General features: G+C 67.7%; 15 protein-coding genes. 4 read left to right on the plus strand and 11 right to left on the minus strand.

What is annotated here, in order from left to right:
- From cpaB to AC6EI8_RS01725, 5 genes are all read right to left on the minus strand, one after another.
- Nucleotides 1-717: Flp pilus assembly protein CpaB (gene cpaB, locus AC6EI8_RS01705; protein WP_498381107.1), on the minus strand; the 717-nt coding region annotated here is incomplete at its 3' end.
- A 76-nt stretch (nucleotides 718-793) separates the two neighbouring features.
- The gene (locus AC6EI8_RS01710; RefSeq protein WP_223819606.1) at nucleotides 794-1,267 is read right to left on the minus strand and encodes a TadE/TadG family type IV pilus assembly protein; all 474 of its coding nucleotides are present in this window, start codon (nucleotides 1,265-1,267) and stop codon (nucleotides 794-796) included.
- A 53-nt stretch (nucleotides 1,268-1,320) separates the two neighbouring features.
- Nucleotides 1,321-1,833: an A24 family peptidase gene (locus tag AC6EI8_RS01715; protein ID WP_498381108.1), complete on the minus strand. Its 513-nt coding sequence runs from the start codon at nucleotides 1,831-1,833 to the stop codon at nucleotides 1,321-1,323.
- A 28-nt stretch (nucleotides 1,834-1,861) separates the two neighbouring features.
- A complete protein-coding gene (locus AC6EI8_RS01720) occupies nucleotides 1,862-2,038 on the minus strand; it encodes a Flp family type IVb pilin (protein WP_150083274.1) in 177 nt (58 codons plus the stop codon).
- A gap of 360 nt (nucleotides 2,039-2,398) precedes the next feature.
- Nucleotides 2,399-3,493, minus strand: a complete 1,095-nt coding sequence (locus AC6EI8_RS01725; protein ID WP_226105062.1) for a collagen-like triple helix repeat-containing protein — start codon at nucleotides 3,491-3,493, stop codon at nucleotides 2,399-2,401.
- A 630-nt stretch (nucleotides 3,494-4,123) separates the two neighbouring features.
- Here AC6EI8_RS01725 and AC6EI8_RS01730 point away from each other — a divergent pair.
- Both AC6EI8_RS01730 and AC6EI8_RS01735 read left to right on the plus strand, forming a co-directional pair.
- Nucleotides 4,124-5,845: a collagen-like triple helix repeat-containing protein gene (locus tag AC6EI8_RS01730; protein WP_226105060.1), complete on the plus strand. Its 1,722-nt coding sequence runs from the start codon at nucleotides 4,124-4,126 to the stop codon at nucleotides 5,843-5,845.
- Between the two features lie 207 nt (nucleotides 5,846-6,052).
- Nucleotides 6,053-7,732: a ShlB/FhaC/HecB family hemolysin secretion/activation protein gene (locus tag AC6EI8_RS01735; RefSeq protein WP_498381109.1), complete on the plus strand. Its 1,680-nt coding sequence runs from the start codon at nucleotides 6,053-6,055 to the stop codon at nucleotides 7,730-7,732.
- A gap of 102 nt (nucleotides 7,733-7,834) precedes the next feature.
- Here AC6EI8_RS01735 and AC6EI8_RS01740 read toward each other — a convergent pair whose 3' ends face one another.
- Together AC6EI8_RS01740 and AC6EI8_RS01745 are read right to left on the minus strand one after the other, a co-directional pair.
- Entirely contained in the window at nucleotides 7,835-8,242 is a 408-nt protein-coding gene (locus AC6EI8_RS01740; RefSeq protein WP_149319887.1) for a hypothetical protein, read from the minus strand.
- A 13-nt stretch (nucleotides 8,243-8,255) separates the two neighbouring features.
- Entirely contained in the window at nucleotides 8,256-9,473 is a 1,218-nt protein-coding gene (locus AC6EI8_RS01745; RefSeq protein ID WP_498381110.1) for a BON domain-containing protein, read from the minus strand.
- Nucleotides 9,474-9,942: 469 nt separating this feature from the next.
- On the opposite strand from AC6EI8_RS01745, the gene AC6EI8_RS01750 reads away from it, so the two are divergent.
- Nucleotides 9,943-10,131 carry a hypothetical protein gene (locus AC6EI8_RS01750; protein WP_226105056.1) on the plus strand — a complete coding sequence of 63 codons (189 nt, stop codon included), beginning with the start codon at nucleotides 9,943-9,945 and terminating at the stop codon, nucleotides 10,129-10,131.
- Here AC6EI8_RS01750 and AC6EI8_RS01755 read toward each other — a convergent pair whose 3' ends face one another.
- The 3 genes from AC6EI8_RS01755 to AC6EI8_RS01765 form a co-directional block, all read right to left on the minus strand.
- Nucleotides 10,132-11,349 carry a class I SAM-dependent methyltransferase gene (locus AC6EI8_RS01755; RefSeq protein WP_498381112.1) on the minus strand — a complete coding sequence of 406 codons (1,218 nt, stop codon included), beginning with the start codon at nucleotides 11,347-11,349 and terminating at the stop codon, nucleotides 10,132-10,134.
- Nucleotides 11,350-11,718: 369 nt separating this feature from the next.
- Complete coding sequence (locus tag AC6EI8_RS01760; protein ID WP_150083280.1) at nucleotides 11,719-12,054, minus strand: hypothetical protein; 336 nt, start codon at nucleotides 12,052-12,054, stop codon at nucleotides 11,719-11,721.
- 83 nt (nucleotides 12,055-12,137) lie between these two features.
- Nucleotides 12,138-12,668 carry a DUF4142 domain-containing protein gene (locus tag AC6EI8_RS01765; RefSeq protein WP_223819610.1) on the minus strand — a complete coding sequence of 177 codons (531 nt, stop codon included), beginning with the start codon at nucleotides 12,666-12,668 and terminating at the stop codon, nucleotides 12,138-12,140.
- A 339-nt stretch (nucleotides 12,669-13,007) separates the two neighbouring features.
- Here AC6EI8_RS01765 and AC6EI8_RS01770 point away from each other — a divergent pair, with 339 nt between their 5' ends.
- Nucleotides 13,008-13,388 (plus strand): hypothetical protein, encoded by a 381-nt coding sequence (locus AC6EI8_RS01770; protein WP_149319884.1) that lies wholly within the window; start codon nucleotides 13,008-13,010, stop codon nucleotides 13,386-13,388.
- 183 nt (nucleotides 13,389-13,571) lie between these two features.
- Here the strand turns inward: AC6EI8_RS01770 and AC6EI8_RS01775 are convergent, their stop codons facing one another.
- Nucleotides 13,572-14,720, minus strand: coding sequence for a zinc-dependent alcohol dehydrogenase (locus AC6EI8_RS01775; RefSeq protein WP_498381113.1), 1,149 nt, complete (start codon nucleotides 14,718-14,720; stop codon nucleotides 13,572-13,574).
- Nucleotides 14,721-14,726: the final 6 nt, after the last annotated feature.

A 14,726-nucleotide genomic window follows, 5' to 3' on the forward strand; every position in this document is an offset into this window, starting at 1 on the left:
CGCGGGCTCCGCGAACAGCGTCTCGCTCGGCATGCCGTCATCGTGCGGATTGCGCAGCGCCAGCACCAGGCGGCCCGCCTGCTGCGCCATCGTCAGCTTGCTGACCTGCGCCAGCGGCACCGTCAGCACCGCGGTCTTGGCGCCTTCGCGGCGGTTCATCATCTGTTCGGGCGCGCCTTCGCGCGAATCGTTGACGGCGTTTACGCCATACGCCAGTACGCGCAGCCTGGAAAGCAGCAAGCGGGCCTGGCTGCCGTCGATTTCCTGACTGTCCCGCCGCAGTACGAGGAACACGTCGACAAGGTCGCCCGGCCGCACGCGATGCCCCACACCGATGACCTCGTCGACGGCAATGGCGACCGCGCGCTCGCCTTCAGGCACCTGTGAGGCAAGACCGCCGGCCAGTTGGCCCTCCAGCACCGGCACATTGGCGCCGAGCGCCACCAGCGGAATCTGGCCCGCCACCGCATCAACGGACTTGTAGCCGCCCGTCGGATCGATTGGCAGCATCTCCACCCTCAATGCATCTGCACTCAAGGGCTTGCCGGCCTCCACGGGCCTGGTGGTGATCACGACCGGATGCAAGGCCGCGGGCGATGAAGCCGGATGCACGGGCGGTTTGGCGGGCCCCCGCCCGACCTGCCAGGCAAGCAGCGCGAGCAGCCCTGCCAAGGCCAGCAGCACGATGGCAACGATTCGGATCTGTTTGCTGGTCATGGGAGATGTCCGTGCATGGCGTGGAATTCGCGCACTATGTCATTGGGGTAGAAAAGGTGCCGCGACATGTTGGTGCTCAGATATCGGGCGCCAATTGCGCGACGGCACTGCCCATCAGCGTTTCGGGAACGGGCACGAAGGGAATGCGCGGCAGGATGTTGGCGGCCGGCAGGCGCAACGTCACGCTGACGCAGATTGCGTCGGCCGGCGCGCTGCAGGGTGCCGCCGACGCGAGATTGCCGGCGGAAGCAAGATTTGACTTGATGCTGGCAGGCAGCGCGGCAAGCGCGGTGTCGGCAGCCGCTGCCACGCGCAAGTCCTTGGATGCGGCAATACTGCCGTCGACGGCGCCACTGGGGTAGCGCAACGCCGCGCGCGCGCCTTCGGCCGCTGCCAGCGTCAACACCTGCTCGAGGACCAGGATCATGCCGTAGTAGACAATGCCCAGCACCAGTGCGAGCAGCACAGGCAAGACCACGGCGAATTCCAGCGCGGCGATGCCTCGCGCGCGGGCTCGCGATGGCATAAGCCCCCTTTTCCCCAGTTTCATGCATTCATCCGGTTTGTCTTATGTTGGCGCCAACCGGTGGCGCATATCGCTCTTCAGGAACTGCCTTGCCCAACCGATAGCCATAGCAGCACCCCGATGGCAAGGTACGCGGCATAGGGAATGCCTCGAGTTCGCGCCACGGTCTCCGGGCGCAATGCATCGAATATGCCGAAACGGCGTTGCCACTGCCCCATGGCAATCCCGAACCACCCGACGACCGCCGAATGACGAAGCGCAAGAACGGCGCAAGCATGGACGAACGCCAGCAACGTGCCGACCAGCCATACCGGCAGCAAGCCCGACGGCCCGATGAACAGTCCCACTACCGCGAAGAACTTCACGTCGCCGGCGCCCATGCGGCCGAGCAGGTAAGCCGGCAGCATGATCGCAAACCCGATCGCGAATCCGAGCGCGCGCGTTCCCAGCGGCATCGACGCGTCGTAGCCGAGAGACAGCACGAGACCGGCCGCAATCAGCGCGCACGCCAATGCGAGGTTCGGTACTTTGCGGTAGTGAAAGTCAGTCCAAAGGGTCGTCACGCAGAGGAGCGTGACGATGAGTGCCATGGAGAAGTAGCGTGATGCCTGTCTGCGCTTACTTGACGAAGGCTTCGAGCTTCCCAGCCAACTTAGTGAAGGCACCGCTCAAGTTTGTGCCGAGGGACTCGGCTGCACCAGCGACCGCCAGCGCGATCAGACCCGCGATCAGACCATATTCGATGGCCGTCGCCCCCCGCTCGTCCCGAATGAAACGCAAGAACCCCTGTTTCATGATGACCGCTCCTTCTTTATTGCTAGTTATCCCAACACTTTGGATACCGCGTCGATCCGCGCGATCGCCTGGCTCTAATGGCTTGGCTGATCTCGTGCAGCAAGTATCCGTGTTGTTTTTATAAAGGAATTTTTTAATTTCAGCTACATCCGTTTGCTGTCTTGACAAAAGTTTTCAGTTGCCCCGATTGACAGTGCTCCTACTGTCGGCTCATGCATTAGGACTACTACGGATGGCGGACGGTCTTTCCGCTTCCCTGAATAAAAAAAGATGCGCAGCCGCGGGGATCGTCCGACTGCGCACCATCAAGCTGCCTGGCATGGCCCCCGGACTGGTGCCATGGCAGCAGTCGACTACGCCTTAGCGCCCCAGCGCTCCAAGCGTGCCGACCAGGCCGGTCACAGGTGCCAATAGCCCACCGACCGGTGCCAACACACCGCCGGTCTTGCCGCTGCCGGCACCCTTGTCAGAACCACTGCCCGCCTGACCACCCGTTTGGGTGAGAGGCAGACCGCCAAGCAGGCCACCGAGCGGATTGCCCGCACCGCTGCCTGCATTGCCATCACCGTGGACCAGTCCACCCGCTGCGGCCACGGTCCTGCCGACTTCCGTCACGACACCGCCCACCGGGCCGACCACCGGGGCCTTCGTCGCGCTCAGGTGCGTGCCGGTATGCGCGACCACGCCGCCGACCTTGGTCAACAGGTTGTCGACCGGCGCCCCCAGGCGCGTGGTGGCACCCAGCGCCTGCGTGGTGTCCGTCAGCTTGCTGGTCAACGGCACGATCACCTTGCTGGTCTGGCCGGTCAGCTGCGCGACCGGGCCGGTCGACAGCTTGTCGCCCAGCTTCTCGCCCAACTGCTGCACGCCGCCGGCCACGTGATTGATCACGGCGCCCACCGGCGTGGTCACCGGCGACAGCACCTTCAGCTGGTCCTGGCCCAGCGAGTTCACCAGGTCCCCCGTGCTCGACAAGGTATGGCCGGTTTGCGTGACGACATTGCCGGTGCTTGCCACGGTCACGCCGACCGGGTTGTCCACCGCGCCCATCTTGCCGAGGCCATCGCGCACGCCCGCGCCCAGCGCGGCCACCGTGTTGCCGGCATCGACGACCACCTGGCCGGTCGCCTTGCCCGTCGCGTCGCTGACGATCGGCAGATTGGCGCCCTGGATCTGCTTGCCGATTTCCGAGATCGCATTGCCGGTTGCCGTCACCGTATTGCCGGCGCCTTCCGCGACCTGGCCCGTCGGCGTGGTCGGTTTCGACGTGGTCGGCGGCGGCGTGCCGCCTCCATCGTCACCGCCGCCGCCATTGCTTGGAGGCGGCGTCGTCGCAGGCGGCCGCGTGCCACTACCCGAACCGCTCGACGAGCAGCCCGCCATCATCCCCAGTACGCATGCGCACGCCAGCGCCATCATCACCGGCGCGCGTCGCGTCGAATTCGTCCGCTTCATTGTGTTTCTCCTTGTGGATCGGACCGGCGCGGAACCCTGACCCGTCCCGTGGTGCCGGCGGTCCCCGTGCAGCGGGGACTCGACGCCTTGGTCCGCAAGGCGTGTGCCATGGAGAGAAACGATGCGGAACGTGCCGGCCGCGCAGCCCGGCGCATCGCCCGCAAAGCCTTGCAGGGCGCGCCTTTGCGGGCCAAAGCCCGGCATGGAAATGAGGCCATGCGAGGACGCATTGCCGCGCTTTCCGACGTTACGTGCTACGTAACGTGTTACGGCGCCCATCGCCACACGCCGACGCTCGCGAACACCGCGCCGGCACGCCCCCGCGCGCCATCGCCCACCCCCTCCGATGTTCCGTTCGCGCCGTAGCGCGTTACGTAACGCGTAACGCCGCCACACGCCTCGCGCATGGTCTTGCGAGCTCTGCACGCAGTTGCCCCCATTTCCCGCAAACCGTTGCTGCACAAGGCTTTCCGGCAAGCCATCGAACTTGTCCATGCGCGTGGCGCACAGCTGGTCACTCAGTGGCACACCGCTTGCGCTTGTGACAGCAGCACGGCGGCGCCACGCGCCCCATGCCTTTCAACTCGGGAACGTCAAACACGAGAACACTTGTTGACCAGGGGATCAATGATGAAAAGAACCAAGACAACCTTGACCGCCACGGCGCTGCTCAGCGCATTGCTGCTGCTCGGCGGTTGCGCGAGCGGCAGCGGCTCGACCTCGATGGGGACGGGCAGCAAGGGAGGCGGCACGGTCGGTGACACCAATGGCGGCACCGGCAGCCCGAACGGAGGTGGGACCGGTGGTGGAAGCGGTGGCGGTGGTACTGATGGTGGCGGTAGCGGCGGTGGTGGCACCGGCGGTGGCGGTACTGGCGGCGGCGGTACTGGTGGTGGTGGCAGCGGCGGCGGTGGTACCGGCGGCGGCGGCGATGGCGGCGGTAGCGGTGGTGGTGGCGGCGGCGGTGGTGGCGATGGCGGCGGCGGTGGCAGCACGCCGGTACGCAGCCCGACCGGAGAGATCGTCAACCCGACCGGCGGCCTCGTCAGCAAGGTCGGCGACGTCGTCGGCGCCGTCGGCGAGCAGCTGCAGAACGCCAACCTCCCCGTGGTCCCCGACCAGACGCAGAACGGTGTCGGCGGCGCGCTTGTGTCGGTCGGCAACGCGGTCGACTCGCTGGGCACCGGACTGAAGGACGGCCTGGGCAATATCCCGAACGTTGTCAATCCGATCGGCACTACCGTGGCCAGCACCGGCAACGTGGTGACCCATGTCGGCACGGCAGTCACGCAGGTCGGCAGCGCGGTCACCGGCCTGGGCACCGGCCCGCTGTCGCCGCTTGGCGCGGTGACGTCGCCGGTCGGTGCGCTGGTCGACAAGGTCGGCACCGGCGTGCAGACGCTGGGCGGCACGGTGGGCACGGTGCTGTCGACCGGTCCGGTCGAGCAGCTGACCAGCGGCGTCAGCCGCGCGATCGTACCGCTGACCTCGCAGCTGACCAGCACCACGCAATCGCTGGGCGCGACGACCGGCCTCGGCCAGCCCGTGAACAACCTGCTGACCGTGGTCGGCGGCACGGTGGCGCAGCTCGGCGGCAAGCTGCAGCAGACCAATACGCCGGTTGTCAGCGGCGTGGGCGGCGTGGTGACCGGTGCGGGCAACACCGTTGCCGCGCTGGGCGGCGCGGTGCATGCGCCGGGCACGACCCCGAGCGGTCCGCTGGCACCGGTCGGCAATCTGGTCAGCGGCATCACGGGCGGATTGGCCGGTGGCGGCAATGGCGGCACGGGTCCGCTGGCGCCGGTGACCAACCTAGTTAGCGGGCTGACCGGCGGCTTGACCGGCGGCAACAACGGGGGCAGCGGCAGCGGTCCGCTGGCTCCGGTCACCAATCTTGTCAGCGGGCTGACCGGTGGTCTCACCGGCGGCCTCACCGGTGGCAACAACGGAGGCAATCCCGGCGGTTCGGGCAGCGGTCCGCTGGCCCCGGTCACCAATCTCGTCGGCGGGCTGACCGGTGGCCTCACCGGCGGCAATAACGGCGGCGCCGGCAGCGGTCCGCTGGCTCCGGTCACCAACCTCGTCGGCGGGCTGACCGGTGGTCTCACGGGCGGCAGCAACGGCGGTGCCGGCAGCGGTCCGCTGGCTCCGGTGACCAATCTGGTCGGCGGCGTGGTCGCCGGTGTTACCGGCGGCGTGACTGGCGGCGGCACGGCACCGGCACCCGCCCCGGCTCCCGCTCCCGGCGGCACTGCCGGTGGCGCGACCACCGGTCCGGTCACCGGCGCGGTCGGCGGCATCGTCGGCGGTGTGCTCGGCACCGTTGGCGGTCTGCTGGGGGGTCGCCGCTGATGAGGGCTTGATGCCCGCCTGATGCACACGTGATGCGCCGCCGATCGGCCGCCTGGCCGATCGCGGCAAATCCGCTGCATCGCCTCACTCAGCCTTGCAGTACAGCCGGACGCCACTTCGATAAGCGCGCAGGCAGCGGCAGCCTGCGCGCCGGTGGAGATCCGGCTTCCACAGCCGCATCGGTTTCATTGTGAAAGGGGATTGACCATGTCGCGCACGCACACTCGCGTCGCCATGCTGCTGCTCGGCCTCGGTGCCTGGCATGGCGGCATGCATCCAGTTCTGGCCGCCGATCCGCGCAGCCCGGTCCAGGGGGACCCGACTCAAACGCTGCCGAAGATCGCGCCGCCCAAGCCCACCGGGGAAGTCAAGGTACAGGTCGAACGTCCCGACCCGGCCCTGCAGAATCTGCTGTCGGCCAAGCTGACGCCGACACGCTTCCAGATCGAGGGCGCCAGGACGCTGCCCTTCGACCAGATCGCGGACAAGTTCAAGCCGCTGGCCGGCAAGGAAATCACGGTTGCCGAACTGCTGCAGGCCACCAATGCGGTCACCGAGATGTACCAGCAGCATGGCTATCCGCTGTCGTTCGCCTTCGTTCCCGCGCAGTCCTTCGAGAACGGCAATGTGCTGATCACCGTCGTCGAAGGCTATGTCGCACGCGTGACCATTCGCGGCAATCCGGGGCCGCTGGAGAATCGTCTTCGCGCGATCGCCGAACGGCTGAAAGAGGAACGGCCGCTGACGCGCGCGAGCTTCGACCGCTATTCCAGCGTGCTGGGCCTGCAGCCGGGCGTGCAGGTCGGCGCCACGGTGCAGCCGCCGACCACCACCGACGGCGCCAGCGAAATGGTGCTCGACGTCAAGCGCAAGCCGATCGCCTTCGGCACCGGCGTCGACTACATGTCGCCCGGCGTGCGGGCGATTGCAACGGCAACGGCCAGCGGCCTGACGCCGCTTGGCGAGCAGCTGACGGTATCGGCGCTGTTCCCCAAGGGACGCGACGACGAGGAGTACTACGCGCTCGGCTATGCGCAACCGATCGGCACCGAGGGGCTGGTCGCGCGCGTCAACGCGTCGCACTATCGCGGCGTGCCGCAGAACGCCACGCTCGAGCAAATCGGCTTCAACCGGCGCTACGTCAACGACAACAAGCGGCTTGGCGCGAGCCTGAGCTATCCGCTGCTGCTCAGTGCGCGGCATTCGCTGACGCTGAGCGGCGGGCTCTACGGGACCGACCAGTTCGAGCGCTATACGCAGGCCGGCACCGATCGCTCGGTAGCGATCGGCACCAATGTGCGGGTAGTCAATGCGGAGCTGGCCTATGTCCAGCGCAAGGAAGGCGTGTCGCGCAGCGCCACGCTGGGCCTGTACAAGGGCGTCGATGCGCTGGGCGCACGCCGCGAGAACAATGCCAACGACCTGAGCTTCCTGCGCACGCGGCTGCTGCTGTCGCAGGCGACCGACCTGCCCTTCGGCTTCGGCATGGCGGTCTCGGCCGCCGGCCAGTACAGCGGCGATCGGCTGGCGTCGAGCGAGCAGATCAGCTTCGGCGGACGCTTCTACGGCCTCGGCTATCCCGCCGGCGAAGTGGCGGGCGACAAGGGTTGGGGCGCGTCCGCCGAGATCAGCCGGTTGTTCGGCATGGACATGACCTACCTGAAGACGCTGCAGCCGTATGTGTTGGCGGATGTCGCGCGGGTCTTTTCGAACAGCTACTCGCTGACGCACCGCTCGCTGTCGTCGGTGGCGCTGGGCGTGCGCTTCTCGGACCGGCGCTACTACACGCTGGACCTGTCGCTGGCGCAGCCGGTCGGCGACAAGCCGATCAATGCGGAACGCCGCTCGCCGCGCATCAACGCGAGCTGGTCGTATCAGTTCGATTGAGCCGGCCTGCCCTCACCCCCGCCCTCGCCTGCAAGCGGATCGACATCATGCCGAGGCGCCCCTATCGCAAATCATCGGACCGCCTCGGCAAGCGATCCGGCCTTACTCGGGCTCGTGCCGGGGCGGACGTTCCTCGCGCTGGTCAGTGTGATCGGCGCGGTCTGCGGGCGTATCCGGGGGGATGCCTTCGGCTGCATCGGCGATGCGCTCGCCGATCTGCTCTTCTGGCAGCAACGCCTCGGTCCGATTGTCGTGCGGATAGTCCTGTTCCTGCTCGGGCAGGCCTTCCAGGTTCATGTCCGAATCGATCGGCTCGATGTCCGTATCGGGATCGAGCGAACTTGGAATCGCGCGCGCTTCCTCCCTCACCTCGCGTTCGCGCTGGGCCTCGGCGCTGGAGGTAGTGCTGTCGTTGCCGCTGTCGTTGCCAATATCGTCGGCAGACTCGCGCGCGCGAAGCTTGTCGCGGGCATCGTCCTGATCGCGCTTGTTGTCGGTGTTCCGGTTCATCGTCCTCTCCCCATCACGTAGCGTGCTTGCCCGGCGTCGTGGTGCCGCCGTGCGGGTCGGTGCCCTTGGGCACTTCCCCGGCGCCGACCTCCATGCCGCCGACATAGCTGCTGGCGGTGCTGCCGGTGGCGCTGCCGGACGTGCTCATGCCGGAGACACGTTGGCCCCCCGACGCGGACCCGGCCGAACCCTGCACCACCTGGCCGCCTTCGCGCTGCACGCGAATCCGGTTGTGGACCTCGCGCACGCCGAAGATGTCGTCGGCGATGTCCTCGACGCAGTATTTCTGGCGGCGGTCGCGCACGGCGCCGGTCAGCGTGACCACGCCGTCGCTGACCTGGACCTCGACGTCCTGCACTTCAAGGCGGTCGTCATGCGCCAGGCGTTCGCACAGGTCCTCGCGAATCCGTTCGTCGCTGCGCTGGTAGCCCTTGGGCGAGACGCGGCGGCCGGGACCGCTGCCGCTGCCCGAGCCCTGCCCCCAGGTCACGCGCTGCGGCGCGCCGCTGAAGCGCTCGTAGGCCTCGTCGCGGCCGTGCGATTGCCATTGGCCGCCGGCGCTCCAGTCGTCGCCGGGCCAGCCCGACGGACGGCCGCCGCGTCCAGGGCGCTCGCTTTCGGGGAAGCGTCCGCCCTCGTCCATCCAGCGCGCGCTGGCCTGGCGGCGGCCGGCATTGCCGCTGCCGCGCTCGTCGGGCCAGGACGGCGCATCGAGCCGCTCCGAATCCGAGATGCCATAGGCCTGGGCGAGATTGGCGCGGGTCTGCGGGTCGTCGGGCTCGTAGCGATCGCGCCAGGGCGTACGCGATTGATCTGGCCACGGCCCGCCGCGCTGTCCGCGCGAGAGCCGGCTGTCGGTCAGGTCGCCGCCGCGCCGTTCGCCGCTGCCCGATAGTCCCCTGTTGCCGCGCATCACCTCGCCGGTCGACGGAAAGGTGCCGTAGGGATTGTCGCCAACCGGTTCTTCGTAGCTGCGGCCGAAGCGGCCCTCGCCGAAGTGGCCGGCGCCATAGCCGTGTTCGGCATGGCGCGGCGCCGCGAACGGATCGTCGCGGCCGCCGCCGTAGCGCGGCATGCCGGGCCGGCCGACACCGCGTCCCTGACGGATTTCCTCCTCGGCGTATTCCGCATAACGGCCGCCCTGGCGCGAGCCGCGCTGGTCAAGCCGATCTTCGGCGCTATACGGCTGGCGATAATCCCATACGCGGCGGCTGGTGCTGCGATCGTTCATCTCTGCCTCCGTTGGTAAGAGTTGCAAATGCTGTGGCGGGGAACCGGCGCGAAACGCCCGTCCGGTCCGGCGTGTATCGGTGGTGATGTCCTTGGTGACGCAATTTCCATTCCGCCGCCGAAGGCTGTGTGCGCTAGGCGACTTTCGCGCCGAGTGGCGGCGGATAGCCTGTGGCAACGCGGGATAGACTGACCGCTCGCCCGCGCTTGGCGCCTCTCCCGTCCCCGGTGGAGAGGCGCCCTTTCTCGTCTGGACTTTGTCGTTCGGACTTTCTCGTTGGGGATCGCAGTGCGGGACGGCCACGCCCCAGCCACCCCTGCGGGCGGCACGCGGAACCGCGGCGCCGACGGGCGCCACAGCCATGCCTGCCGCGCGGCTGCCGTGCAAGGGCAGGCCGGGGCTGACCGCATCGGCCATCACGCAAATAGCGTTCCCGCGCGAACATGGCGATGCGCGCGGCGATTCGGACATGGCAATGCGCATCGCGATCAGGCGATGCGCGCTGCAATCAGGGAATCAGGAAATCAGGGAATCAGGGGACCAGGGGATCGAACGTCGCGCCAAGGAAGGCGGCAACTGCGGCGCGCCGCCACCGAATCCGGCGGCGGCGCGAGGCGACCGGGAGATCGCCATGCGGCCGACTGGCGTGTCGGCGTGACTACAGCGTGCGCCGTCGCGCGACGACGAACAGGCTCAGCGCGGCTTCCGCCGAGCGCGGATCGATGCCGGACAACCGCTGCGCCAGCCGGATCTTCAACGGCGGGCGGCCCATCGCACCATCGAGCACGTCCTTGCCGACATAGTGGCTGTGCGGATAGATCGCGATATCAAAGCCCAGTGGCCGCAGCGTCGTGTGTACCAGCTCGCGCGTGAGCCCATCACCCGGCCGGTGATGCAGTTCGGTCGCCAGCGCCCAGGTCTGTTCGTCATCGGCCGCGGTATGGCCGCCGCGCCGAAGCCAGCGATAGATCGGCAAGCGCATGCGCCAGAGCAGCAGGGCAATCCCGCGGAAATTCCACGCCGAGCGCTGCGGATCGTGATCGAGGATCAGCAGCCCGCCGGGACGGACGAGCCGCGACGCCTCGACCAGCGCGCGCCGCATGTCGTCCAGATGATGCAGCGACCCGTTGATGGCCACGACGTCGGCGATGCCCGAGCGCAACGGCATATCGTGCGCGTCGGCCCGCAACGGCAGGTAGCCGACCCCTGCCGCTCTCTCCAGGCTGCCCGGCGCGATGTCGACGCCGATCGCGACGCGCGGCTTGCCCCCCAATGCGGCCAGCAGATTCCCGGGGCCGCAGCCGACATCGACCAGCACCTTGCCATCGAGCGACCCCATTACGGACAGCCACCGCTCTCGCAACTCCGGATAGCGATGCACGCTGGCCAGCCAGTCGTCCATCCATTTGGGATGGCTGAAGTAATGCGCGTTGGCGCGCATGCCGGTGGTGAACGCATCGATGCGCGCCTCGGGAAAGGCCCCACCGCGTACCACGGCGCCCGGCTTCAGAAAGGGCTGCAATCGCTCGAGATAGCTGTCCTCTCGGCTGGCCGTCGCCTGCATGGCCAGGGTGGCGTCGGATCGTTCGACATCGCGTCGCAAAACGGATGGGCCGAGTGGCTCGGCGCGCGCTGGAACGCATGGGTCGGAGAGCAGGGCGTCGTTCATGTTGGATCCCGGGGTAGAAGCGCCGGCGCGGCCGTGACCACGGCCCACACCAGACGAAAGACGCGAAGGGCCGGCCGGCCGCACGCCGTCGCCGGCGCGATGCCGTTCCTTTCCAATGCGCTGCGTATTGGCAGGCCGGACCCGCCCGGTGCATGCCGGTCGGTATGCCTGGCCTCCTGGTATGACTTCGACGCGAGCGGCCGCCATCATGCTTCGACGGACCAGCCCCAGACCCCGTGGACTGGCGCTGCCTCGCGTCCGCCCTCCCCCACGGCTCGGACGCGATTGCCTTGGCATGCCGGTGTACCGCCACGGCGGGTTGCCGCGGCCGCGACATGCAAAGACCGCCAGCATGTCAGCGTTGACAAACCCACGAAGGCAATCTAGTTAGCGTTTGCTGCGCCCGCAAATAAAAAATTGTTTGCCTATGTGCGCGAGCCAACATTTCCGTCCATGCGGCCAATTGCGGTCGCGCGAAAAGAAGCGGCGCCCGTACTGGGCGCCGCGCTCGGACAAGGAAAAGGGACGGAAAAGCGGGAAGAAGCGCTACGGAAATGGCCGGCGCCAGCGGGATCGTCAGCGTGCCTTCGCCGGCGAAGCCGGATAGCCGTAGCTTTCGGCCGCAGAGGCGCTGCGGCTGTTGCCGCGATTCGACTGGCTTGCCTCGCCGCGCTTGCTGGTGCCCGTGCCCTTGGTCGCATCGTGCTGGCGAGTGCCGCCATGCGCGCCATGGTCCGAAGTGGAGCTGCCGCTCGGCCCCTGCACCGGGCGGGTCGGCGCGACGTCCGACGCGGCCGTACCGGGCGCCTTGTCCCCGCCCGGAGGCGTTCCGGTAGCGGGCGTGGCCGTGGGTTGCGACATCACGGCGCCGGACATCAGCGCCAGCATCGCGAAGGTGGCAAAACGTTTCATCTCTGTCTCCTGCGTAGTGGTGGCGACGGGCCCCGCTGGCGCATCGCGGTTCGTGCTGCCTGGTGCGGTGCCTGGCGCGGTGCCTAGCGTTTCGCCGACTTGGCCGGGGACTTTCCCACCTCGTTGGCCATCTTGTTGGCCATCTCGAGATGGTGTTGCAGCGTTGGCAGCGTCTTGCCGGCGAACGCCTTGATTTCCGGATCGCGCGCCTTCGTCGAAGCCTCGCGGAACAGGGCGACGGCCTTGTTGTGCGCCTTGACGCCGACCTCCTTCGCGTACTCGCGATCGAAGGTTGCGCCCTCCAGCGCCCCCAGCGCCTCCAGCCGCTTCTTGTCCGCCGAGGGCAGCTCGGTCGGCAGCTCCACGCCCTTGGTCGAAGCCAATGCCTTGAGCTCACTGTCCGCGGCCTTGTGGTCCTTGAGCATCTGCGAGGCAAAGGACTTCACCGTCTCGCTCGATGCCTTGCTTTCGGCCAGCGTGCTGGCCTCGATTTCCAGCATGCCGCTCTCGGCCGCCTTCTTCATGAAGTTCGTGTCGGTCTTGCCAACCTCGGCAAACGCGAGGTTCATCGACGCCGCGGCGGCAACCAGCAGCGCGGGACGGATCCATTGCATCGCTTTCAAGGTGACCTCCATCGGCCAGATCAGTGACAACGGCCGCGGCGCAACTTCCGTGCCGAGTCGGCGCGACAAGATCGGTGTATGGCCCGAGGCATACGGGTGGCCTGCTTGCGTGGTCCTCTGCGTTGCCGCCCCGGAATTTCTACATCGCCTCGTAAGGATTGCAGTACGGGACTCGCAGCCGTCGTCCAATTCCTACAGTCAATTCAGGCATCGCCTTCCTGAGCGGGCATGGCGCGGCACGTATCGTTAGGTAACGGGCATCGTGTGCCACCAGCCGGTGTCTGTCCGGACGGGCCTGCCCGTTCTCACGTTCAATGGATGGAGCCAACGATGAAGCGAATCGTCACCACTACCGCGCTTGCGCTGTGCGCGGCGCTGAGCCTGCCCGTGGTCGCACAGCAGGCACCCCCCAGCAACAACGCGCCGAACCCGAGCGCGCCGCCGACCGAAGGCAACCCACCCGCGAGCCGCAGCACGACGCCGTCGGCGACTGGCGGCAGCATGAGCGGCAGCAGCGACACCACGATGCAAAGCGGGTCGACCAGCTCGACCGGTTCGACCATGACCGGTACCGAGAAACGCGACAAGAAGAAGAGCGGCACCACGCATCGCAGCAAGAAGCCGCGCCAGCAGGGCATGCCCGACGCGGTAACGCCGGACTCGCCGTCGGCGCCGAAGGGCGATTCCCCCAGCCCCGCGACGAAGCAGTAAGCCTGGCGCTGACCGGGCGCTGCATGGCCCGGCAAGCCGGTACGACCGGATACGGCGTGCCGGCTTTTTTTGTCCGCGGCTTCGTCCGGGCTTCGTCCGGGCTTCGTCCTGGTGTCGACCGGGGCGATCGCTCGCCCCCGGGTATCGCTGCGCTTGCTCGATGCCCTTGCCTGGAGCGCCAGGTTACGGCTCCAGCTTGACCTTCATCCAGCCGGGCTGGCGCTGGTCGAATGCCTCGTACGCCTGCAACGCGCCGGTCAGCGGCTCGGTCTGGGTCAGCACCTCGGCGGGATCGATCACGCCGGCGCGCACCAGGTCCACCAGCTCGGGCAGGATCGCGCGGTGATTGCAGTTGCCCATCTTCAGCGTCAGGTTTTTGTTCATCGCCTTGCCGATCGGAAAGGTCTCGTGCGCCTCGGGATAGACGCCGATGATCGACAGCGTGCCGGCCTTGGCCAGCGCCTCGACCGACCACTTCAGCACCTCCGATGGACCATCGCCGGGTTGCCATAGCGACGGCCGGCCGGTGGAGCCGCCTCCATCGGCATGCCGGCGCTGCGCATCGATGCCGACCGCATCGATGGCGCGGTCGGCGCCGATGCCGCCGGTCAGGCGCAGGATCGCCTGCACCGGATCTTCACGGTTGAAGTCGATCGCTTCGGCGCCCTGCGCCTGCGCTGCCTCGAGCCGCGAAGGCACATGATCGACCGCGAGAATGCGGGACGCGCCCAGCAGATGCGCCGACACGATTGCGAACTGGCCGACCGGTCCGCAGCCGAACACGACCACCGTATCGCCGCGCCGGATCTCGGCCAGCTGCGCGCCGAAATAGCCGGTCGGAAAGATGTCCGACATCAGGATGGCCTGGTCGTCGCTGATCTCGTCCGGCAGCTTGATCGCGCCGATATTGGCAAAGGGAATCCGCGCGTACTCGGCCTGCAGGCCATGGAAGGGACCGGAGGTCTGCGGTCCGCCGAAGAAGGCCGTGCCCGCGCGCATGCCGTTGGGATTGGCGTTATCGCACTGCGCGTGGTAGCCGCTGCGGCAGTAGCTGCAGTAGCCGCAGGCGATCGTGGAAGGAATCACGACCCGATCGCCGGGCCGCAGATTGTTGACGTCCTGTCCGACCTCGGTCACCACGCCGACGCCCTCGTGGCCGAGGATGGTGCCCGGGCGCATGCCGGGCATGGTGCCGCGGACCATATGCAGGTCGGTGCCGCATATGGCGCTGGCGGTCAATTCGATCAATGCGTCCGTCGGCGCCTGCAGCACCGGATCGGACACATCGTCCAGGCGTATATCGCCGACTCCGTGGAATACGACAGCTTTCATCGCGCA

It is taken from the genome of Cupriavidus sp. R6-3, from assembly GCF_059772245.1.

What these genes read in the sequence shown, in the direction of transcription:
- AC6EI8_RS01710 (WP_223819606.1), bottom strand. Translation starts at nt 1,267, where the DNA reads ATGAAACTGGGGAAAAGGGGGCTTATGCCATCGCGAGCCCGCGCGCGA.
- AC6EI8_RS01715 (WP_498381108.1), bottom strand. Translation starts at nt 1,833, where the DNA reads ATGGCACTCATCGTCACGCTCCTCTGCGTGACGACCCTTTGGACTGAC.
- AC6EI8_RS01720 (WP_150083274.1), bottom strand. Translation starts at nt 2,038, where the DNA reads ATGAAACAGGGGTTCTTGCGTTTCATTCGGGACGAGCGGGGGGCGACG.
- AC6EI8_RS01725 (WP_226105062.1), bottom strand. Translation starts at nt 3,493, where the DNA reads ATGAAGCGGACGAATTCGACGCGACGCGCGCCGGTGATGATGGCGCTG.
- AC6EI8_RS01730 (WP_226105060.1), top strand. Translation starts at nt 4,124, where the DNA reads ATGAAAAGAACCAAGACAACCTTGACCGCCACGGCGCTGCTCAGCGCA.
- AC6EI8_RS01735 (WP_498381109.1), top strand. Translation starts at nt 6,053, where the DNA reads ATGTCGCGCACGCACACTCGCGTCGCCATGCTGCTGCTCGGCCTCGGT.
- AC6EI8_RS01740 (WP_149319887.1), bottom strand. Translation starts at nt 8,242, where the DNA reads ATGAACCGGAACACCGACAACAAGCGCGATCAGGACGATGCCCGCGAC.
- AC6EI8_RS01745 (WP_498381110.1), bottom strand. Translation starts at nt 9,473, where the DNA reads ATGAACGATCGCAGCACCAGCCGCCGCGTATGGGATTATCGCCAGCCG.
- AC6EI8_RS01750 (WP_226105056.1), top strand. Translation starts at nt 9,943, where the DNA reads ATGGCAATGCGCATCGCGATCAGGCGATGCGCGCTGCAATCAGGGAAT.
- AC6EI8_RS01755 (WP_498381112.1), bottom strand. Translation starts at nt 11,349, where the DNA reads ATGGCGGCCGCTCGCGTCGAAGTCATACCAGGAGGCCAGGCATACCGA.
- AC6EI8_RS01760 (WP_150083280.1), bottom strand. Translation starts at nt 12,054, where the DNA reads ATGAAACGTTTTGCCACCTTCGCGATGCTGGCGCTGATGTCCGGCGCC.
- AC6EI8_RS01765 (WP_223819610.1), bottom strand. Translation starts at nt 12,668, where the DNA reads ATGCAATGGATCCGTCCCGCGCTGCTGGTTGCCGCCGCGGCGTCGATG.
- AC6EI8_RS01770 (WP_149319884.1), top strand. Translation starts at nt 13,008, where the DNA reads ATGAAGCGAATCGTCACCACTACCGCGCTTGCGCTGTGCGCGGCGCTG.
- AC6EI8_RS01775 (WP_498381113.1), bottom strand. Translation starts at nt 14,720, where the DNA reads ATGAAAGCTGTCGTATTCCACGGAGTCGGCGATATACGCCTGGACGAT.